Origin of the sequence: Lichenihabitans sp. Uapishka_5 (assembly GCF_033947565.1) — a bacterium.
Lineage (GTDB): Bacteria > Pseudomonadota > Alphaproteobacteria > Rhizobiales > Beijerinckiaceae > Lichenihabitans.
On sequence record NZ_JARPVX010000011.1, the window covers coordinates 32,575 to 52,109 of the forward strand.

General features: G+C 68.5%; 24 protein-coding genes. 12 read left to right on the forward strand and 12 right to left on the reverse strand.

What is annotated here, in order from left to right; all coding sequences use genetic code 11:
• Positions 1 to 92: 92 nt before the first annotated feature.
• Positions 93 to 527 (forward strand): CBS domain-containing protein, encoded by a 435-nt coding sequence (locus tag P7D22_RS06885; RefSeq protein ID WP_319933482.1) that lies wholly within the window; start codon positions 93 to 95, stop codon positions 525 to 527.
• 10 nt (positions 528 to 537) lie between these two features.
• On the opposite strand, the gene hisI is transcribed toward P7D22_RS06885, so the two are convergent.
• Together hisI and folE are read right to left on the reverse strand one after the other, a co-directional pair.
• Positions 538 to 927 (reverse strand): phosphoribosyl-AMP cyclohydrolase, encoded by a 390-nt coding sequence (gene hisI / locus P7D22_RS06890; protein ID WP_319933483.1) that lies wholly within the window; start codon positions 925 to 927, stop codon positions 538 to 540.
• Positions 924 to 1,553 carry a GTP cyclohydrolase I FolE gene (gene folE / locus P7D22_RS06895; protein ID WP_319933484.1) on the reverse strand — a complete coding sequence of 210 codons (630 nt, stop codon included), beginning with the start codon at positions 1,551 to 1,553 and terminating at the stop codon, positions 924 to 926. Before folE ends, hisI begins: the two co-directional genes overlap by 4 nt.
• Positions 1,554 to 1,662: 109 nt before the next feature.
• Between folE and P7D22_RS06900 the strand changes: the two genes are divergently transcribed.
• Together P7D22_RS06900 and yidD are read left to right on the forward strand one after the other, a co-directional pair.
• Positions 1,663 to 2,115 carry an iron-sulfur cluster assembly scaffold protein gene (locus tag P7D22_RS06900; RefSeq protein WP_319933485.1) on the forward strand — a complete coding sequence of 151 codons (453 nt, stop codon included), beginning with the start codon at positions 1,663 to 1,665 and terminating at the stop codon, positions 2,113 to 2,115.
• A gap of 13 nt (positions 2,116 to 2,128) precedes the next feature.
• Entirely contained in the window at positions 2,129 to 2,425 is a 297-nt protein-coding gene (gene yidD / locus P7D22_RS06905) for a membrane protein insertion efficiency factor YidD (RefSeq protein WP_442916041.1), read from the forward strand.
• On the opposite strand, the gene P7D22_RS06910 is transcribed toward yidD, so the two are convergent.
• Positions 2,389 to 3,198, reverse strand: a complete 810-nt coding sequence (locus tag P7D22_RS06910; protein WP_319933487.1) for a hypothetical protein — start codon at positions 3,196 to 3,198, stop codon at positions 2,389 to 2,391. The genes yidD and P7D22_RS06910 overlap by 37 nt on opposite strands.
• Before the next feature lie 195 nt (positions 3,199 to 3,393).
• Here P7D22_RS06910 and thrS point away from each other — a divergent pair, with 195 nt between their 5' ends.
• Positions 3,394 to 5,358, forward strand: a complete 1,965-nt coding sequence (gene thrS / locus P7D22_RS06915) for a threonine--tRNA ligase (RefSeq protein WP_319933488.1) — start codon at positions 3,394 to 3,396, stop codon at positions 5,356 to 5,358.
• Between the two features lie 103 nt (positions 5,359 to 5,461).
• Here the strand turns inward: thrS and P7D22_RS06920 are convergent, their stop codons facing one another.
• Together P7D22_RS06920 and P7D22_RS06925 are read right to left on the reverse strand one after the other, a co-directional pair.
• The gene (locus P7D22_RS06920) at positions 5,462 to 5,698 is read right to left on the reverse strand and encodes an Lrp/AsnC family transcriptional regulator (RefSeq protein WP_319933489.1); all 237 of its coding nucleotides are present in this window, start codon (positions 5,696 to 5,698) and stop codon (positions 5,462 to 5,464) included.
• A gap of 13 nt (positions 5,699 to 5,711) precedes the next feature.
• Entirely contained in the window at positions 5,712 to 6,656 is a 945-nt protein-coding gene (locus tag P7D22_RS06925; protein ID WP_319933490.1) for a hypothetical protein, read from the reverse strand.
• 122 nt (positions 6,657 to 6,778) lie between these two features.
• Here P7D22_RS06925 and P7D22_RS06930 point away from each other — a divergent pair, with 122 nt between their 5' ends.
• A complete protein-coding gene (locus P7D22_RS06930) occupies positions 6,779 to 7,045 on the forward strand; it encodes a sulfurtransferase TusA family protein (protein WP_319933491.1) in 267 nt (88 codons plus the stop codon).
• Between the two features lie 3 nt (positions 7,046 to 7,048).
• Here P7D22_RS06930 and mobA read toward each other — a convergent pair whose 3' ends face one another.
• From mobA to P7D22_RS06945, 3 genes are read right to left on the reverse strand one after another with little or no spacing between them, the layout of a single operon-like run.
• Entirely contained in the window at positions 7,049 to 7,687 is a 639-nt protein-coding gene (gene mobA, locus P7D22_RS06935) for a molybdenum cofactor guanylyltransferase MobA (protein WP_319933492.1), read from the reverse strand.
• Positions 7,680 to 8,159: an SAM-dependent methyltransferase gene (locus P7D22_RS06940; RefSeq protein ID WP_319933493.1), complete on the reverse strand. Its 480-nt coding sequence runs from the start codon at positions 8,157 to 8,159 to the stop codon at positions 7,680 to 7,682. Before P7D22_RS06940 ends, mobA begins: the two co-directional genes overlap by 8 nt.
• Positions 8,156 to 9,997 (reverse strand): AsmA family protein, encoded by a 1,842-nt coding sequence (locus P7D22_RS06945; RefSeq protein ID WP_319933494.1) that lies wholly within the window; start codon positions 9,995 to 9,997, stop codon positions 8,156 to 8,158. Before P7D22_RS06945 ends, P7D22_RS06940 begins: the two co-directional genes overlap by 4 nt.
• 339 nt (positions 9,998 to 10,336) lie before the next feature.
• Between P7D22_RS06945 and P7D22_RS06950 the strand changes: the two genes are divergently transcribed.
• The 7 genes from P7D22_RS06950 (at position 10,337) to P7D22_RS06980 (ending at position 16,868) form a co-directional block, all read left to right on the forward strand.
• Entirely contained in the window at positions 10,337 to 11,560 is a 1,224-nt protein-coding gene (locus tag P7D22_RS06950; protein ID WP_319933545.1) for a L,D-transpeptidase family protein, read from the forward strand.
• Between the two features lie 105 nt (positions 11,561 to 11,665).
• Positions 11,666 to 12,982, forward strand: coding sequence for a serine hydroxymethyltransferase (gene glyA, locus P7D22_RS06955; protein ID WP_319933495.1), 1,317 nt, complete (start codon positions 11,666 to 11,668; stop codon positions 12,980 to 12,982).
• Positions 12,983 to 12,989: 7 nt separating this feature from the next.
• Positions 12,990 to 14,105, forward strand: coding sequence for a bifunctional diaminohydroxyphosphoribosylaminopyrimidine deaminase/5-amino-6-(5-phosphoribosylamino)uracil reductase RibD (gene ribD / locus P7D22_RS06960; RefSeq protein ID WP_319933496.1), 1,116 nt, complete (start codon positions 12,990 to 12,992; stop codon positions 14,103 to 14,105).
• Between the two features lie 5 nt (positions 14,106 to 14,110).
• Positions 14,111 to 14,743, forward strand: coding sequence for a riboflavin synthase (locus tag P7D22_RS06965; RefSeq protein ID WP_319933497.1), 633 nt, complete (start codon positions 14,111 to 14,113; stop codon positions 14,741 to 14,743).
• A gap of 130 nt (positions 14,744 to 14,873) precedes the next feature.
• Positions 14,874 to 15,356, forward strand: a complete 483-nt coding sequence (ribH, locus tag P7D22_RS06970) for a 6,7-dimethyl-8-ribityllumazine synthase (RefSeq protein ID WP_319933498.1) — start codon at positions 14,874 to 14,876, stop codon at positions 15,354 to 15,356.
• A complete protein-coding gene (gene nusB, locus P7D22_RS06975; protein ID WP_319933499.1) occupies positions 15,356 to 15,826 on the forward strand; it encodes a transcription antitermination factor NusB in 471 nt (156 codons plus the stop codon). The genes ribH and nusB overlap by 1 nt, the downstream gene beginning before the upstream one ends.
• 25 nt (positions 15,827 to 15,851) lie before the next feature.
• Positions 15,852 to 16,868 (forward strand): aldose epimerase family protein, encoded by a 1,017-nt coding sequence (locus P7D22_RS06980; protein WP_319933500.1) that lies wholly within the window; start codon positions 15,852 to 15,854, stop codon positions 16,866 to 16,868.
• A gap of 68 nt (positions 16,869 to 16,936) precedes the next feature.
• Here P7D22_RS06980 and rplI read toward each other — a convergent pair whose 3' ends face one another.
• The 4 genes from rplI to rpsF all read right to left on the reverse strand — a co-directional run bounded on the left by rplI (position 16,937) and on the right by rpsF (position 19,305).
• Positions 16,937 to 17,503, reverse strand: a complete 567-nt coding sequence (gene rplI, locus P7D22_RS06985; protein WP_319933501.1) for a 50S ribosomal protein L9 — start codon at positions 17,501 to 17,503, stop codon at positions 16,937 to 16,939.
• A 9-nt stretch (positions 17,504 to 17,512) separates the two neighbouring features.
• On the reverse strand, positions 17,513 to 18,490 hold the full coding sequence (locus P7D22_RS06990; protein ID WP_319933502.1) for a DUF2232 domain-containing protein: 978 nt from the start codon (positions 18,488 to 18,490) through the stop codon (positions 17,513 to 17,515).
• A gap of 129 nt (positions 18,491 to 18,619) precedes the next feature.
• Complete coding sequence (rpsR, locus tag P7D22_RS06995) at positions 18,620 to 18,856, reverse strand: 30S ribosomal protein S18 (protein ID WP_319933503.1); 237 nt, start codon at positions 18,854 to 18,856, stop codon at positions 18,620 to 18,622.
• Positions 18,856 to 19,305 carry a 30S ribosomal protein S6 gene (gene rpsF / locus P7D22_RS07000; protein ID WP_319933504.1) on the reverse strand — a complete coding sequence of 150 codons (450 nt, stop codon included), beginning with the start codon at positions 19,303 to 19,305 and terminating at the stop codon, positions 18,856 to 18,858. The genes rpsR and rpsF overlap by 1 nt, the downstream gene beginning before the upstream one ends.
• Between the last annotated feature and the right edge of the window lie 230 nt (positions 19,306 to 19,535).

The window sequence follows — 19,535 nt, forward strand, 5'->3', positions numbered from 1 at the left end:
CGAGGGAGGAACGGCTTGCGCCGTCCCTGGGGGGCGCCTAGCCTGAGGTGTCACCGCGTCGCAGAACGCGGGCCAGCAGCCAGGAGGATGCAATGACCTTATCGGTTATTCTCGCGGCGAAGGGCCGCGACGTCACCACCACCATGCCGGACCGGACTTTGCGCGACACCGTGCGGACGCTCGGTCGCGAGCGCATCGGCGCTATCGTGGTGGTGGACGGCGAACGCCGTGTTCACGGCATCGTATCGGAGCGCGACATCATCCGGGCGGTGGCGGCCCGCGACCTGACGGTGCTGGACGATCCGGTGTCGGGCCACATGACCACCCGGGTCGAGACCGCGACGCCCGACAGCGGCGTGATCGAAGCGTTGGCCCGCATGACGGCGGGGCGTTTCCGACATCTGCCGGTCGTCGAGGACGGCCGGCTCGCGGGGCTCGTGTCGATCGGCGACCTCGTCAAATACCGCTTGTCCGAGATGGAAACCGAGAATCAGGCCATGCGGGACTACATCACCGCGGTCGCCTGAACCCCCGGCCTCAGCCCAGCATCTCCAGCCGCGGCGCCGACCCGGGCGTGGTCGCGACCCGACGATAGAAGCAGGAATGGCGGCCGGTATGGCAGGCACCGCCGTCGCCGCCGACCGTGACGCGCGCCACGAGGGCGTCCTGGTCGCAATCGGTGCGCAATTCCAGCAGCCGTTGCGTCTGGCCGGAGGTGTCGCCCTTGCGCCAGAGCGCATCGCGGGATCGCGACCAATAGGTCATCACGCCGGTGTCCAGCGTCGCGTCGAGCGCCGCCTGGTTCATGTAGGCCACCATCAGCACCGTTCCGGTGCTGGCTTCCGTGGTGACACAGACGATGAGGCCCTGGGCATCGAAGCGGGGCGTGAAGGACGCGCCTTCCTCGAGAACCCTATCATGGCTCATCGGGGCATCCGCACGAGCGTGATGAAGCGCGCTTGTTCGGCCGGATCGGAGAAGCAGCCCTTGAAGCTCGTCGTGATCGTGGAGGCGCCCTGCTTGCGGATGCCCCGCATCGACATGCACAGGTGCTCGGCCTCGACCATCACGGCGACACCGCGGGGCTGCAGGTGTTCGTCGATCGCCTGGGCGACCTGTTCGGTCATGGTTTCCTGCGTCTGCAGGCGGCGGGCGAACACATCCACCACGCGAGCGAGCTTCGACAGGCCGAGTACGCCATCGGCTGGGTAATAGGCGATGTCGACCCGTCCCATGAATGGGATGACGTGGTGCTCGCAATGCGACGCGAAGCCGATGTCGCGCACCAGCACCATCTCGCTATAGCCCGCCACATCCTCGAATTTGCGTTGCAGGTAGGCGGCCGGATCGTCCCGATACCCCGAGAACAGATCTTCGTAGGACCGCACCATGCGTTTCGGCGTGTCGATCAGGCCTTCGCGGCCGGGATCGTCGCCGGCCCAGCGCAGCAGCGTGCGGACGGCGTCTTCGGCCTCCTCGCGGGTGGGGCGGCGCCCGGCATCCGCGTCGGGGGCCTCGACCCCCGGGGGCGTCGGTTGCACGATGGCGTTCATGGTTCTCAGATCCTCGGCCCGGCGGGTCTCGCGGAGGCCGGGCGTGGCGCCTATATAGAGGCGGTGACCGGACAATGCACCTCATGGCTGATCCCGGCGGACGGCATCGATGCTCAGCGACATCTATAACACCCGCATCCTGGCCCTGGCCGGCAACATTCCACGCCTGGGCCGGCTTCCGGCACCGGACGGCACCGCGACCGCTCATTCGCGCCTGTGCGGCTCGACCGTGACGGTCGACCTCGTCCTGCGGGACGGTCGGGTGGCGGACTTCGCCCATGATGTGAAGGCCTGCGCCCTGGGGCAGGCCTCCTCGGCCATCATGGCGGAAGGGATCATCGGCAGTACGCCGAGCGATCTCAAGGATTTGCGCGATCAGGTTCATGCCATGCTGAAGCAAGGCGGCGCGCCGCCCAAAGGCCGGTGGAGCGGTGTGGCTGTGCTGGAGCCGGTCCGGGATTTCAAGGCCCGGCACGCCTCCACGCTGTTGACCTTCGATGCGGTGGTGGAAGCCCTGGCCCAGGCCGAAGCGCGGCAGGGCAGGCTTGCGGCCGCCGTCTGAAGCGCGGCGCGGGCTGGCAGCAGGCCTCGCGCATGGCCTGATACTGGGCTACCAGCTCAGTCTGTCGGGCCTGATCGGGCGCCAGTGCCGCTTTCTGCCGAGCTGTTCGGATTATATGGACGAGGCCATCGCCCGGCATGGGCTGTGGCGAGGGGGATGGCTTGGCGCCACGCGTTTCTGCGATTGCCATCCGTGGGGCGGCTCCGGCTACGATCCCGTGCCGGACCGCTTGCCGGCTCTGGCGCCGTGGCGGTTGCGACGGGCTTGCCGGGCTCAGGAGCGGGCCAGCAATTGTGCCGATAGCCCGTAGATGCGCAGGCGCAGGTCGTCCGGCATGTCGCTCAGCACATGCAGATAGGTACGACCGCCGTCGCAGATCTGCTGATCGGGCAGGGGCGGGTCGAAGGTCTTGCCGTCGAGCAGCGCCGCGATCTGTTCGTCGGTCAGGTTCTGCGCCTTCAGGGCGGCGGTGAGCTGATCGAAATCGGCGTTGGTGGGCTGCTGCCGTTCGACGGGCTTTCGCTGCCCATCCGCGATGGCGTTCAGCGTCGCCATCGCGATGCGGGCCAGGGCGCCGCGGTGTGTCGCCGCAAAGGCCATGAAGCCGGGCCCCGAGCCGCCATACAGGAAATCGGCGCAAAGCGACGGGTCCCGTTCGGCCAGGGTATCCAGCATGGCGCCCTGGGCCGCGAACACTTCGCCGAGCGGTAGCGGCTCCGCCTTGGCGGCCAGCACGCCCCGCGATTGCCGCAGGTCTCGCAGGGCATCGGTGAGGAGCCGCTCGGGGTTGGGCGGCCGCCCGGTGCGCATCACGGTCTGGCTGGCCCGATCGAGGACGCCCGCATATTGGGTCGGGAATTCCGTGCGAAGCCGGTCATAGAACGGCGCATAATCGGGCGCGTCGCCCATGCGCGACAAAACCAGGGCCTTGGCCGCCGCAGCGTCCGGGCGGGGCGGGGCATCGACGGGGCGAAATGCGACCGCCGGCACGGTGGCGGTCGGCGCCCATCGGGCCATGCGCCAGCCGAGACTCGCCACCAGGGCTACGGCCAAGCCGAGCAGCACGAAACGCAGTGCCTTCATGGCCACAACCCTTAGAACCCGCCGCCATTCTAGGGAAGCCCCCGGGATCGGCAAGGCCACGCTCAAGCCCGAACACGGCGCAACCTGGCCGAAGGCGCTTGTTTCACCGGCGCGGGTGACTTATCCGGGCGACCTCACCCCATGACGCGCCTACGTCGACATGTATCGGCGAGTGGGCGCGAAAGGACAGCAGCTATGATCACCGTAACCTTCCCGGATGGCGCCAGCCGCTCCTACGAGCCTGGCACCACGGGCCTCGCCATCGCGTCCGGCATCTCGCCCTCGCTGGCCAAGCGCACCGTCGCGATGGCGCTCGACGGCGTCGTGACCGACCTTGCGGATGCGATCACCCGCGACGCGCGCATCGAATTCGTCAATCGGGAGGACCCGCGCGCGCTCGAACTGATCCGGCACGACACGGCCCATGTGCTGGCCGAGGCCGTGCAGGCGCTGTATCCCGGCACCCAGGTGACCATCGGCCCGGTGATCGACGACGGCTTTTATTACGACTTCCACCGCGCCACCCCGTTCACGCCCGAGGATTTCGCCACCATCGAGGCGAAGATGCGCGAGATCATCGGCAAGGATCGGCCCTTCACTAAGACGGTGAAGAGCCGGGACGAGGCGCGCGCCTTTTTCGAAGCACGCGGCGAAGCCTTCAAGGTGGAGCTCGTCGACGCGATCCCGGCCGGCCAGGACCTGAAGTTCTACAGCCAGGGCGAGTGGATCGACCTGTGCCGCGGCCCGCACATGACCTCGACCGGCAAGGTCGGCACCGCCTTCAAGCTGATGAAGGTGGCGGGCGCATATTGGCGTGGCGATTCGACCAAGCCGATGTTGTCGCGCATCTACGGCACCGCCTTCGCCAAGCAGGCCGATCTCGACGCCCACCTGCACCGGCTCGAGGAGGCGGCCAAGCGCGACCACCGGCGGCTCGGACGCGAGATGGACCTGTTCCATTTCCAGGAAGAAGGGCCGGGCACCATCTTCTGGCACCCGAAGGGCTGGACCCTGTTCCAGACCCTGATCGGCTACATGCGCCGCCGCCAGCAGGCGGCCGGCTATATCGAGGTCAACACCCCGCAGGTGCTCGACCGCGCCTTGTGGGAAACCTCGGGCCATTGGTCGAGCTACCGCGAGAACATGTTCGTCACCACGACCGAGGACAAGCGGGTCTTCGCGCTGAAGCCGATGAACTGCCCCGGCCACGTGCAGATCTTCAAGAACGGCTTGAAGAGCTACCGCGATCTACCGCTGAAGATTGCGGAATTCGGCATCGTGCATCGCTATGAGCCGTCCGGCGCGCTGCATGGCATCATGCGGGTGCGCGCCTTCACCCAGGACGACGCCCACATCTTCTGCACCGAAGACCAGATCCAGGCCGAAAGCCTGAAGGTCAACGACCTCATCATGTCGATCTACCGCGACTTCGGCTTCGACGACGTGCAGGTGAAGCTGTCGACCCGGCCCGAGAAGCGCGTCGGCACCGATCAGGTCTGGGACGAGGCGGAGCGCTCGCTCGGCCTCGTGCTCGATGTGCTGGCCCAGCAGGGCATCCCGACGGCCGTCAACCCGGGCGAGGGCGCCTTCTACGGCCCGAAGCTCGAATATGTGCTGCGCGACGCCATCGGGCGGGAATGGCAGTGCGGCACCAACCAGGTGGATTTCAACCTGCCGGAGCGCTTCGGTGCCTTTTATATCGGCCCGAATAGCGAGAAGGTGACGCCCGTCATGCTGCATCGGGCGATGTTCGGATCGCTCGAACGCTTTACCGGCATCCTGATCGAGCATCATGCCGGGCATCTGCCGCTGTGGCTGTCGCCCGTGCAGGTGGTGGTCGCCACCATCACCCAGGAGGCTGACGACTACGGACGCGAGATCATCGAGCGCTCCCAGGCGATGGGCCTGCGCATCGAGGGCGATTTCCGCAACGAAAAGATCACCTACAAGGTGCGCGAACATTCGTTGGCCAAGACGCCCGTGCTGCTGGTGCTGGGCCGCAAGGAAGCGGCGGAGCGCACCGTCTCGATCCGGCGGCTCGGCTCGACCGAGCAGACCAGCATGGGGCTCGATGCGGCCTTGCGGATGCTGGCCGACGAAGCCGTGCCCCCGGACGTCAGGCGGCAGGACCAGGCCCGGTTGGCGGTCGCAGCCGAATAAAGCTCGTCATTGCGAGCGAAGCGAAGCAACCCAGGGGGGACGCGCACCCCTGGGTTGCTTCGTCGCTGCGCTCCTCGCAATGACGAGAAAGCGCTTCTGATCGTTAGAACGCCTTGAAGGTGATCAACGTCCGGGTGTCGGCGATGCCCGGGATGCGATGCACCTTCTCACCGACGAAATGGCCGACGTCGACCCCGTCGTCGACGTGGAACTTGGCCAGCACGTCGAAGCTGCCGGCGGTCGAATAGATCTCGGACGCGATCTCGGCCTCGGCCAGCGCGCTCGCCACCGCGTAGGTGCGGCCGAGATGGCATTTGATCTCGACGAAGAAGGTCTGCACGCGTTTCGTCCTTTCAGTCGCTTTGCGGCGCGATCGTGCCGCCTTGCGCCCCGGTCGGCACCTCGACGTCGCGATCCGTACCCGACGCGACCTTGAACTCGGCCTGATAGGTTTTGCCGGCATGCCGCGCGATGGCGATGTAGTCGCCTTCCGCCAGCACCAGTGACGGGAAGGCGCCGATCAACTCGCGCACCACGTCGCCGCCGGGCGTCAGGATGGTGAAGCCGGTGTCGGCCAGCGCCTCGCCACCGGGCTGGTTAACGAGCTTCAAGGTCATCACGGCGGCCCGGTGCTTCACTGTGGCGGTGATGAACTTGCCGGCCTGGACCCGGAGATCGGCGTTGACGACGGAGTTGCTGTTCGACACCGGCACCAGGGAGCCGACCCCCACGGTGTCCAGATAGGTCGAGGTGATGTGGTACATCCCTTCAGGCAGCCGCAGGATCTCGCCCGGCTTGGCGTTGGCCACAACCAGCTTGGCCTGCGGGTTGCCGTGTTCCGGCACATAGATGGCGACCGAAAGCCGGTCGGCCGCGATGGCGGCGTCACCCAGCCGGCCGTCCACCTCGAGTGCTCCGGCGTTCAGGGTCAGGCGCTCGCTCGCGGCCTTGTCGGTCACCACGACGCGCTTCATCTGGCTGGCGAACCCGTAGGTGACGTGCACCACATAGGCGCCGTCCGGCAGCGTGAAGGCGGGTTGCGCCTCGCTCGACTGGGCCACGATGCGATGCGTGCCGTCTTGGTCGGTGCGCTCGTCGAAGACCGACCAGCGCATGCCGGTGCCGAGCGGGGCGGGGTCGCCGCCCACCACGGCGGACAAGCGGAGCAAGCCCTGGCCGGCCGGCGCAGCGTCGGGTGCTGGCGCAGCATCGTGCGGCGCCGCCTCGACGGCCTGACCGACGGTGGCCGGGACGCTCAACAACACCGCCAGCGCGGTCGTGATGGAAAGCCGCCGCACCTGATCTCCCTTGCCGTCGTACCGGCCTGACGGCCAAGCTCGCCTCTGCCGCGGCTTTGCGCCGCTTTCGTGTCCGGGGCCGCTGAACCGCGCCGCGTCCGCCCAATAGGCTCGATTTTAACGTGACCACAGAACCGCCCGCAACGCCGACCGCTTCCACCGCGCCGCCAGCCCAGGATCTCGACCTGCGCGGCCTGCGGTGCCCCATGCCGGTGCTCCGCACCCGCAAGGCCTTGGCATCCCTCGAGGCTGGGCGAGTGCTTCGGGTTTTGTGCACGGATCCCCTGGCGGCGATCGACATTCCGCACCTGCTGCGCGAGACCGGCGACGCGCTGGTGGATCAGGAAGCGTGCGGCCCAGACCGGATCTTCATCATCCGCAAGTGCTGACGATCATCTTCGACCGGTGAGGCCCGCATGGAGCCGGCGGGCCGCCACGAGGTCGTCCGGGGTGTTGAGGTTGAAGAACGGATCGTGCGGCATCGTCGGCCATGCCACCTCGGCGACCCCGACCTCCGCCTGGAAGGCCATCACCTTGCGCAGGTCGCGATCGAGAAGCGCCTGGCGCAGCGCTTCCCGGAGGTCGCAGCGCCAGAGCGCCACCAGAGGGTGAGGTCGATCGCCTGACGTGGCCCGCACCACGGGACGGCCGCTCCGGTGCGCCTCGGCCCGCAGCCGCGGGACAAGGTCGGCCGGCACGAAGGGGGTGTCGCCCGGGACGCTCAGCATCCAGCCCTGCGGGTTGATCGCGGCCCCATGGTCGAGGCCTTCCAGGATGCCGGCCAGCGGACCGCGCGACGGCCCGGGCCCATCGGGCAACACCACCGGCCCCCGATCCGAGAAGCGGTGGGGATCGCCATTGGCGCTGATCGCGAGACCATCGCATTGCGGCCCGAGCCGGCCGATCAGCACATCGAGGAGCGTCGCGCCGTCGTCGAGCCGCAGCAGCGCCTTGTCGTGCCCGTCCATGCGACGGGCGAGCCCGCCTGCCAGGATCACGCCGACCGGGAGCGCGGTCGCGGCTTCAGTCATCCTGGCGTCCCGCAGCGGGCGGCGCCATCGGGCAGCGCAGGGGCTTGATGTCGATCAGCGGCGTGCCGTCGACGCAATCGAGCCCGCGCACCATCAGCCCGTCCGGTTCGACGGCCAACAGAACCACAACGGAGGACGAAATGGGGTTCGGCCGCATCGGCGAGCGCAGCGCGAAGGTGCCGTGCGCCAGTCCGCTCGATCGCGGCCGCTGCACCACCAGGTCGCGCCGGGCGAGATGCATCCAGTACAGGATCTCCACCTCGGCATAGCGGTCGAGCCCCGCCAGGGCGGCGCGCCAGGGCGGGTCCACCACAACACGGCAGATAGGGCCATCCTGCGGGTCGCCGCGTTTCGGACAATCCTGGCGCGTCAGCCAGGGGGTGTGCAGGCGCCCGAGGAAGTGCACCCCGGCGTCGGTCGCGGCCGGGCGCACGACCGTGACCTCGCCGGGGCGCGGGTCGTCGGCGCTCACGGGAGGCCCTGCGTGCTGGCGGCCGTTGTTGTCCCGTCGGCTTCGGCCCGCAGGATGCGCGGGGGTGTCCCCAGGATGCCGGCGACGGTTGTGGCGGCCGTCGTGCCGCCGCCGACGCTCGGCTGGGCCATCAACGAGAAGCTGCGGTCGCTTAAGGATGCCTCCGCCGTGAAGGACCGGGGCTGTCGATCGGCCGCGACGAGGCGGCCATCGACGACGCTGAGCCGTTCGTCCGTAAGGCGCAGGTCTGCCGTCGCGAGATCGAACGGCGTCGTGGCATGGGTCCGCAGCCAGATCGGCAGGCTTGGCCCGAGCGCCGACACGTCCGCGATGCTGGGCAGTGCCGGCAGGGCGCCGTTGCGGACGCTCAACTGCCCGTGGCCGGCGAGCGATGCCGCGAGGGCCCGCGGGCTCGTGCCGGTCGCCTCGGCGACGAGCCGCCCCGACACCGAACCCGAGATGCCGGTGGCGCCCAGCGCCTGGGCCAGCGGGTCGAGGTCCATCTGCGATGCCGACAGGTCGACCCGCAGGGCGACCGACCTCCCCGTGACGGACGCGACCGCCCGGCCGCGGATCAGGCCGTCGAGGCTGCGGGCCTCGCTGAAGCCGGCCTCGATGCGGCCGTCGCGACACAAGGCCGAGAAGGCGGCGTCCTCCATCACCAGGGGGCCGATCAGGGCGCGCGACGCCGAGATGCGCAGGTCGACATCGCCCAGCAGCGCGGGGTCGATCGTCCAGGGAGCATCGCTCCAGCGTCCGCCGCGATCACGCAAGTGAGACACCGCCGCGACAGCGCCCGTGAGATCGAGCGCATCGGTCGCGAAGGTGCCGGTCCAGGCCCAATGGCCGCCGTTGGGCTGCCAGGCGAGGCTGCCCTCGAAGGCGGTGTCGTCGAGGCCTAGATGGGCGTCCGAAAAGGTGATCGTGTCGCGGTTGGCGACGCCGCTGCCGCTGAAGCTGAGCCGCTCCACCAGCCGGCCGAGGCCCGGCGGCGACCCGCTCGCCTGCAGCAGGTCCGGCAAGGCAAGGGTGCTGACCGCGACGCGGCCCTCGAACCCGCCATGGATACCGGCCCGAAGCTGGCCCTCGAGTGTCGCATCCAGCAGCTGCGAGCGTAGTGTCACGCGGCTGGTGGCCGGACGCCCGAGCGCGAAGTCGAACGCAGGGTCGACCTCAGCCGCGATAGCGAGGCGCGTTCCGCGCCAGGTGCCAGACCCGGTGAGGGCCAGCGTCCCATTGTGATCGAGCCCGTCCAGGACCGCCGAAACCGCCGTCACCGTGCCGCGAAGGGCGGCGTGGCGGGACGCCAGGGTGAGCGTCCCGTCCTCGATGAACACCCGTTGGGGCAGCGTGCGCCCGAGAAGCGCCATGGCCGATCGCGCCCCGGCGGCCGGCAGCGCGTCGGCGTCGAGCGCGATGGCGGGCCCGACCAGCCGGATCCGGCTGAAGGCGAGCCGGCCCGACAACAGCGAAGCGATGCTTTGCGTCGCTTCGAGCACCGGGGCGTTGATCCGCATCCCGGCGGGGCCATCGAGGCTCACATCCCGGATCACGACGCCGGGGCGCGGCAGCAAGTGGACATTCACGGTCGCGGCTGCGGTCGCCGCCGTGCCGAAGCTGCGGGCCAGCGCGGCACTGGCCGATCGCGCCAGGGTCACCTCGACGCGGTGCAGCTGCGCGGCCGCGAGCCCCACGCATAGCAGCGCCGCCACGACGCCGAACCACCACCGCATAAGCCGCCGTTCGCCCACCGAGCCGTACCACTCCCGCGTCGTCGAGGGCCGCTGCTTGCGGCAGCTTTGTGACAATTGCGTGAGCATTGCCGGACGCTGGCACATGGCCCCTCGCAGGGCCGGATGGTTAATCAAGTATCAACGTTCTGCCGGCAGGAACTGACGGCAGCAACGTGCGGCCTCAACAAGGTAAACGCCTTAAAAAGGTCGTACTGGTCTTGCTCCGTGGCAGGCGTGGCAATGGCTACGAAACCGCGGCGACGGGCTGAAATCTCGGCAGGTCGGGCGGTGTTGGCCATGTCGGTCGGCGCCTGGGCGCGGCTGTCCTTTGCATGACGGAGCTTGGTGGTGATTCAGGGCGCAGCGCGGGTGAGGGCAGAGGTTTCGGCCGGACGTAAGGTCGGTCTGATGCTGGGCTTGTCGGCCCTGGCGATCGGCCTCGGCATGGGCGCGGCCTGGGCCGGCGACGACGATGCCGGCGCCAGCCAGGCCGAATGGGCGCAAAAATACGACGCGGACCCGCGACTGGCCGTGCAGCGTTCCAGCACGCCGACCTTGTCGCCGCAGACCGTGGCCGCGACCGAGCAGGCCGTGCAAACCTATCAGGCGATCGTCAGCAAGGGCGGCTGGGTGCCGGTGCAGGCGCCCGCCAACATGCATGTGGGCTCGAACGGCCGGGCCGTGGTGGCGCTGCGCCAGCGCCTGACCATCAGCGGCGATCTCGATCCCGAGGCCGGCAACTCGCCCGTTTATGACACCTTCGTCGAAGCGGCGGTGAAGCGCTTCCAGGCCCGCAACGGCATCGGGCAGACGGGTGTGCTGACGCCGGCCACCTTGGCCGAGCTCAACGTGCCGGCCGATACGCGGCTGAAGCAGCTGCAAACCAACCTGGTGCGCCTGCGCTCGTTCTCCGCCAACCTTGGCGAGCGCTTCGTGATGGCCAACATCCCGGCCGCCGCGGTCGAAACGGTCGAGAACGGCCAAGTGTTCAGCCATCATGCGGCGGGCGTCGGCAAGATGGACCGTCAGTCGCCGGTGATGCAGACCAAGGCGATGGACATCAACTTCAACCCGTTCTGGACGGTGCCGGCCTCGATCATCAAGAAAGACCTCATCCCCAAGATGCAGGCCGATCCGACCTACCTGACCTCGAACCACATCCGCACCTACAACAAGGAAGGCCAGGAGGTTTCGCCGTCTAGCATCAACTGGAACTCCCTCGAGGCGACGAACTACAAGTTCCGCGAGGACCCGAGCGTCGAGAACTCGCTCGGCGTGGTGCGCATCAACATCGCCAATCCGTATGGCGTCTATATGCACGACACGCCCACCAAGGGCGTCTTCGGCGACGACTTCCGCTTCGTGTCGTCGGGCTGCATCCGGGTGCAGAACGTGCGCGACTATGTCGCTTGGCTGTTGAAGGACAACCCGGGCTGGGATCGGTCCAAGATCGACGAGGCCATCCGATCCGGCGAGCGCATCGACGTCAAGCTGACCAATCCGGTGCCGGTCTATTGGGTCTACATCACAGCCTGGGCGACCCCGGACGGGGTGGTGCAGTTCCGCGACGACATCTACCAGCGTGACGGTTTCGGCACCGTCACGGCGGCCAATGTGGCGTCGGACGAGCAGAACGACGCTGTGGAACCGGCGATCTCGCAGGAATAAGCGGAGCCTGCAGGCGGCTTCCCCGCCCGCAGGACCCCATGGTAAGACCTGCGGCAACCGGCACGCTTCGGCGTGCCGTTTCGTTTCAGCCGAGGACCGCCCGCAATGACCGATCTCGCCGTCCATGCGCCGAAAGGCCGTGAGTCCCGCCTGTCGAACAGCTTCTTCGGGGCCAGCCTGTCGGCCACCGATCCGGAGATCGCGGGCGCCATCGCGTCCGAGCTCGGCCGGCAGCGCGACGAGATCGAGTTGATCGCCTCGGAAAACATCGTGTCCCGCGCGGTGCTCGAGGCGCAGGGCTCGGTGATGACCAACAAATATGCCGAGGGTTACCCGGGGAAGCGTTATTACGGCGGCTGCCAGTTCGTGGACGTGGCCGAGGACCTCGCCATCAAGCGGGCCAAGCAATTGTTCGGTTGCGACTTCGCCAACGTGCAGCCGAATTCCGGCAGTCAGGCCAACCAGGGCGTCTTCCTGGCGCTGCTGAAGCCCGGCGACGCCTTTATGGGCCTCGACCTCGCGGCCGGCGGGCACCTCACCCATGGCTCGCCCGTCAACATGTCGGGCCGCTGGTTCCGGCCGGTGCCTTATACGGTCGACCCGACCACCCACCTGATCGACATGGACGCGCTCGCCGCCAAGGCCCGCGAGCACAAGCCGAAGATCATCATTGCGGGCGGCTCGGCCTATTCGCGTCATTGGGACTTCGCCCGCTTCCGCGAGATCTGCGACGAGGTCGGGGCCTATTTCATGGTCGACATCGCGCATTTCGCCGGCCTGGTGGCCGGTGGCGCGCATCCCTCGCCCTTCCCGCACGCCCATGTGGTCACCACCACCACCCACAAGACCCTGCGCGGGCCGCGGGGCGGCATGATCCTGACCAACGACGAGGCCTTGGCCAAGAAGATCAATTCGGCGATCTTCCCCGGCCTGCAGGGCGGCCCGCTGATGCACGTCATCGCCGCCAAGGCGGTGGCGTTCGGGGAAGCGCTGACGCCCGAGTTCCAGGCCTATGCCCATCAGGTGGTCGCCAATGCCCGGGCGCTGTCCGCTTCCGTGGTCAAAGGCGGTGCGGCCATCGTGTCGGGCGGCACCGACAATCACCTGATGCTGGTCGACCTGCGTCCCAAAGGGCTGACCGGCAAGGCCGCCGAGGCGGCGCTCGGCCGCGCCCACATCACCTGCAACAAGAACGGCGTGCCGTTCGACCCCGAAAAGCCGTTCGTGACCTCGGGCGTGCGGCTCGGCACCCCGGCCGCGACGTCGCGCGGCTTCGGCGAGCCGGAGTTCACCGAGGTGGGGCGCCTGATCGGCATCGTGCTGGACGGGCTCGCAGCCCATGGCGAGGCCGGCAACGGCGCTGTGGAGGCCGAGGTGCGCGAGCAGGTGACGACACTGACGCGGCGCTTCCCGATCTACTGATCCGCCGATGGTGGGCGAAGAGCGCGCCAACCACGCGCGCTGGATGCGGGCCGCTTTGGCGTTCGGCCGGCGTGGCATGGGGCAAACGGCCCCGAACCCGGCCGTGGCGGCGCTGGTGGTCCGAGACGGCGTGGTGCTCGGCCGGGGTGTCACGGCGCCCGGCGGGCGGCCGCATGCCGAGCCGCTGGCGCTGGCCGAGGCCGGTGCCGCGGGGCGGGGCGCCACGCTGTATGTGACGCTCGAGCCTTGTAGCCACCATGGCCGCACGCCGCCCTGCACGGAGGCCATCGTGGCGGCCGGGATCAGCCGCGTGGTCTACGGTCTCGACGACCCCGATGGGCGCGTGGCCGGCCGTGGTCTCGCCCAGTTGCGTGAGGCGGGGATCGCGGTGGTGGGACCGGTGCTCGAGGCCGAAGTGCGCCGCGACCATCGTGGGCACCTCTTGCGCGTCACCGAAGGGCGTCCGACCGTCAGCGTGAAGATGGCCGAGACGGCAGATGGTTTCGCGGCCCGCGCGAGCGGCGCCGAGCGCCTGCTGATCACCGGCCCGCACGCCAACCGGGAGGTCCATCGCCTGCGGGCGTCGCACGACGCCGTGATGGTGGGCATCGGCACGGTGCTGGCCGACGATCCGTTGCTTACCGTGCGGTTGCCGGGCGTCGTGGCCCGCCCGGTGCGGGTGGTGCTCGACAGCTACGGGCGTATGCCGGCGGCCGCGCAGCTGATGCGGACGCCGAGCGAGGGGCCCCTGATCGTCCTGACGTCGGAGGAAGCCGCCTCCGAAGCGCCGAGAATGCGGGGCGCCAGCAACCCTGAAATCACCCTGATCGGCGTGCCCACCGGCCCTGATGGCCTCGACCTCGACGCGGCGTTGCGCCGCCTTGGCGGGTTCGGCCTCACCCGTGTCTTCTGCGAAGGTGGTCCGCACCTCGCCTCGGCCTTGATCCTGGGCGGCTTCGCCGATTGCGTGGTTGTGTTGACGGGTGCGCAGGCTTTGGGATCTCCGGGCCTGCCTGCCTTGTCGGATGAAGCGCGGCACACCCTGGCCGACCCGGCCCATTATGCCCGCATGGGCGACCGGCGGCTCGGGGCCGACCGGCTCCAAGAGTTCGAGAGGATCTGAACCCCATGTTCACCGGGCTTGTCAGCGACGTCGGCGAAGTGTTGTCCGTGGAGGAGCGCGGCGACGTGCGCCGCCTCCGCATCGCCTGCGCCTATCCGGCAGCATCGATCGCGCTTGGGGCCTCGATCGCCTGTTCGGGCCCGTGCCTCACGGCCGTGGCGGTCGGCGAGGCGGCGGGTCGGACCTGGTTCGACATCGATGCCGGTTGGGAAACCCTTGACCGCACGACGCTCGGCACCTGGACCGCCAACCGGAAGATCAACCTCGAGCGCTCGCTCAAGATCGGCGACGAACTCGGCGGTCATCTCGTGTCCGGTCACGTCGATGGCCTCGCCACCGTGGTCGGGCGGGAGGACCTCGGCACCACGGTGCGGTTCACCTTGGAGGCACCCGCACCGCTGGCGCGGTTCATCGCCGAAAAGGGCTCGGTCTCGCTCGACGGCACGTCGCTGACGGTCAACGGCGTCGAAGGCAGCCGCTTCACGGTGCTGCTCATCCCGCACACGCTGGCGGTGACCACCTGGGGCGATGTCGCGGTCGGCGACCAGCTCAACCTCGAGGTCGACCAGATGGCCCGCTACGCGGCGCGTCTGGCTGACACCGCCGCTTCTGGCCAAGGCGGTTCGACGCGGGCCTGACGGCGGCCCCGCCGGCCGGGCAGGGGTGGATTGTGCCGGCTCGGCTTGCCTGCCGCCCGGCGCCCCTTTAATGACGGGCGACCCGTTGGGGCGCGTCGCCCCGCCTGCTGATCTCCGAGCGAAAACACCGATGGCCGAACCGAGCCGCATCAAGACGGCGACGCATGATTCCGTCGCGCCCGCCCATGTGCTGATCATCGAGGCGCGATTCTACGACGCCATCCAGGATCAGCTTCTGGCCGGCGCTCAGGCTGCGCTCGAGGCCGCGGGCGCCAGCTACGACATCGTGACGGTGCCGGGGGCGCTCGAGGTGCCGGGTGCTGTGGCAATCGCCTATCAGGCCACCAAGCCCGTCTATGACGCTGTGGTGGCGCTCGGCTGCATCATCCGGGGCGAAACCTACCATTTCGAGATCGTGTCGAACGAAAGCGCCCGCGGCCTGACGGATTTCGGCATGGCGCATTGCTTCCCGATCGGCAATGCCATCCTGACGGTCGAGACCCTGGAGCAGGCCGAGGTGCGGGCCGATCCGGCGCGCGGCAACAAGGGCGCCGAGGCCGCCGAGGCTGCCCTGACGCTGCTTCGGCTGAAACGCGGCCTGGGCGTCCGCTGATGACGCCGCGTCCCGAACAACGCGCTGCCGCGCGCCTTGCCGCCGTGCAGGCGCTCTACCAGATGGAGCTCGCCGGTACGGCGCTGCCGAACATCCTGGCGGAATTCGAGTCGCATTGGATCGGGCAGGAAGTCGAGGGCGACCAATACAAGCCGGCCGATATCGGGCTGTTCCGCGACGTGCTGAACGGCGTGCTCGAGCACCAGGGCCCGCTCGACCGGATGGTCAATGACGCGCTGCAAAGCGGATGGCCGCTGACCCGGGTAGAAAGCATCCTGCGCGCCATCCTGCGGGCGGGCGCCTATGAGTTGCGCCACCGTGGCGACGTGCCGGCCCGCGTCGTCATCAAGGAATATGCCGACATCGGTGGCGCCTTCTTCGAGCGCGAGGAAGTCGGCATGATCAACGCCGTGCTGGATGGGCTCGCCCACCGGCTGCGGGCCGAAGAGTTCGACGCGAAGGCCCACTAGGGCCGGACCACAAGGGAGACACGGGATGTCAGGGGCTGTTCGCGACTTCGGTGAGGTGGACGGCATCCCCGTCCAGGAGATCTCCATCGCTTCCGCGGCGGGGCTGGAAGCCAGCATTATCACCTGGGGCGCCGTCATCCGCGACCTCGCGGTGCCGGTACGCGGCGTTCGGCAATCGACCGTGCTAGGCCTCAACAGCCTTGCCGATTACCGCGCCCATTCGCCGAGCTTCGGTGCTGTGCCGGGGCGCTACGCCAACCGCATCGCGCGCGGCCAGTTCGCGATCGACGGTAGGTCCTTCCAGGTGCCCTGCAACGAGAAGGGCCGCAACGCCCTGCATGGCGGCACGGCCGGCTTCAACAAGCTGCCCTGGCGGCTGGCGAACAGCACCGCCGACAGTGTCACGCTGGCCTTGCACTCGGCCGACGGCGACATGGGGTTTCCGGGCAACCTGGACGTGACCTGCCTGTATCGGCTGGACGGCTTGACGCTGCGGATGGAGATCACCGCCACCACGGACGCGCCGACGGTCGTCAACCTGACCAACCATGCCTATTTCAACCTCGACGGCTCGGCCGACGTGCGCGACCACGAATTGAGCGTCGCGGCGGCCTTCCGTACTGCGGTCGACGACGAACTGATCCCCACCGGCGCGATCGTGCCGGTGGCTGGCACGCCGTTCGACTTCCGGGCGCCGCGCCCGATCCGCGACCCGTCCGACCAGCATTACGACATGAATTACGTGCTGGCTCGCCAGCCCGATGCCGCGACGGGCCTCGCCCATGCGGCGCTGCTGCGCTCGAAGGCGAACGGGCTCGCGCTTGAGGTGGCGACCGATCAGTTCGGCGTGCAGATCTATGACGGCGCCAAGGTGCATGTGCCGGTGGCGGGCCTCGATGGCGCCCATTATGGCGCCTATGCGGGCGTCGCCATGGAGACGCAGAATTTCCCCGACGCACCGAACCACCGGCATTTCCCGTCGAGCGTGCTGCGGCCCGGCGAAACCTACCGGCAGATCACGGAATATCGGTTCAGCTTGTAGCCCGACCCGTCTGAGCCAGATCAGGGTCGAGAAGGGCGGGCCGCTTGGTGCGGCCCGCCCTGGTTTTTTTAGCGATCGAAGCTGCCGCCGCTCTCGGCCAGCGCCGCACCGACCTCGAGGCCGAGGTCGTCGAGGGTGTTCTCTTCGCGGACGTTGAGGTCTTCGCCCATGGCCTGACGCTCGGCTTCGGCCTCGGAACGCGCCACGTTGGCCGTGACGTTCACGGACACTTCCGGGTGCAGCTGCAGCGGCACCGTGTGCATGCCGATGGCCTTGATGGGGGTCATCAGGGCGATCTGGTTGCGGTTGATCGAAACGCCGGCCTTGCTGACCGCCTCGGCGATGTCACGCGGCGACACCGACCCGTAAAGCTGGCCGGTCTCGCCCGCCTGACGGATGATGGTGAAGCTGGCGCCTTCGATGCGCTGGCCGACCGCGAGGGCTTCCTGCTTGGCTTCGAGGTTGCGGGCCTCGAGCTGGGCCTTCTGGCCTTCGAAGGTCTGGGCGTTCTTCACGGTGGCGCGCAGGGCCTTGCCGCGCGGCAGCAGGAAATTGCGGGCGAAGCCGTCCTTGACGCGCACCTTGTCGCCCATCTGGCCGAGCTTCGGCACGCGCTCCAGCAGAATCACTTCCATGGTTCTCTCCTATCGGGGTTGGTTGGATGGTGTGGGAGGTAGGGCCCGGGGCCGCCGCAACGGCGTCAGGCAATCCACGACGCCGAGCACCGCCAGCGCCAGCAGCGACGGCACGAGGCTCAGCGTGATGAAATAGATGGCGAACAGAATGAGCCGCCGGGCCGCGAGGCCACGCGTCAACGCATGGGCGGCCCCCAGACCCTGCAGCACGAAGGCGACGGCGAGGGGCGCCAGGACGACGCCCGCGACCATGCCGGCGATGCTGCCCAGTAGCGTCGCCAAGGCCGCCCCGACTAGCACGTAAGCCGCCCAGCGCGGCAATCGCAGATGCTCGGGCAGCGTCGGCCAGGGGCGCGCCAGCAGCCCCGAGCCCTGCACGACCCGGCCCGCGACCCATAGGTTCAACATCAGCATCAGGAAGGTGGAGGCCGCCATCAAGGACGGCAGCAGGCGCACCACCGAGCCGGCCGCCTCGGCCAGCTGCCCTTCCGGGCCTGCCTGGGCCAACATGGTCTTCAGGTGGGCCGTCAAGGCCGCTACGGCCGTTTCATAGCCGCCGTAATGCGCCAGGGTAGCGGCCCCGAAGCCAAGCACAACAAGTGTGACCAGGGCGGCGCCCGAAGCCGCGACCCTGCCGATCGGATACCAAGCCATGGCGGGCGCCGCTGAGGACACTGTCGGCACGGGTTCGGCCGTCGGGCGGCCCAGCAGGCTCAGATAGCCGAGCCACCAGGATGGCAAGCCGATCAGGACGGCGAAGAAGACAGCCGGCAAAAGGCCCAGCAAGGCCAAGATCGTCACGGTGCCGACGCCGGCCGCGATGAGGCCGGTGGCCTGCGCGAACCCAAGCGTCGCGATCATGATCGGCAGCGGTGTCGCATAGGCGATGACGATCGCCAACGGGCCGCCCTTGGCGGAAGCCGCGAAGAGCAGAGCCGAGGCGAGTCCGGCGCCGGCCGCGACGCCAATAGGTTTCAACGAAGCCATGCTGTCCCGCGGGAGGCGGTTAGACGGCCCCAGCGGGCCGCCAACGAAGTCGGAGGGATCACACCCCGGCCGGATCTTGTGGGGCGGCCGGGCTGACCCGACCGCCGAAACGCAATACCGCGAAGCGGCTTAGCGGATCACGTAAGGCAGCAGGCCCAGGAAGCGCGAGCGCTTGATGGCCTGAGCAAGCTCGCGCTGCTTCTTGGCCGAGACGGCCGTGATGCGGGACGGCACGATCTTGCCACGCTCGGACACGTAGCGGGACAGCAGGCGCGTGTCCTTGTAGTCGATCTTCGGCGCATTCGGGCCGGAGAACGGGCAGGACTTGCGACGACGGAAGAAGGGGCGGCGCGGAGCGGTCGACATCAGGCTTGTCCCTCTTGAGCGAAGCCGCCTTCAGCCGAACGGGGCGGGCGCGGAGCACGGTCGAAACGGCCACCGCCGCCGCCACGGCGATCGCCGCGGTCACCGCGATCGTCGCGGTCGCTTTCTTCACGCTTGCGCAGCATCGCCGAGGGACCTTCCTCGAGCTCTTCCATGCGGAGCGTGAGGACGCGCAACACATCCTCGTTGAGGCTGAGCTGACGTTCCATTTCGGCCACGGCGGACGCCGGCGCCGAAATGTTCATCAGCGTGAAATGCGCCTTGCGGTTCTTCTTGATGCGGTAGGCGAGGGACTTGACGCCCCAATATTCCACCTTGGCGATCGTGCCGCCGCCGGCCTCGATCACGCCCTTCATCTGTTCGGTAATGGTTTCCACCTGTTGCGCAGTCACGTCCTGCCGCGCCAGATAGACATGCTCATAGAGAGCCATGCTGGTTCTGCCTTTCATCATCGTCGTGCCGACCCTGGCGCGAAGCCCTTCGAGCCCCGGAAAGGCTCGACGGATGGATCAACGAAGGCGGGAACACGGGGAGCAGCGGGTCGTAACCCTCGCTCGGCTGCGATCAACAGCAAAGCGCTCCCGTTCAGCCCCCGGCCAGGGTCTGCGGAGGAGGACTAGATAGCCGAGATCGCGGCGGAAGGGAAGGCCTGTCGGGCAGA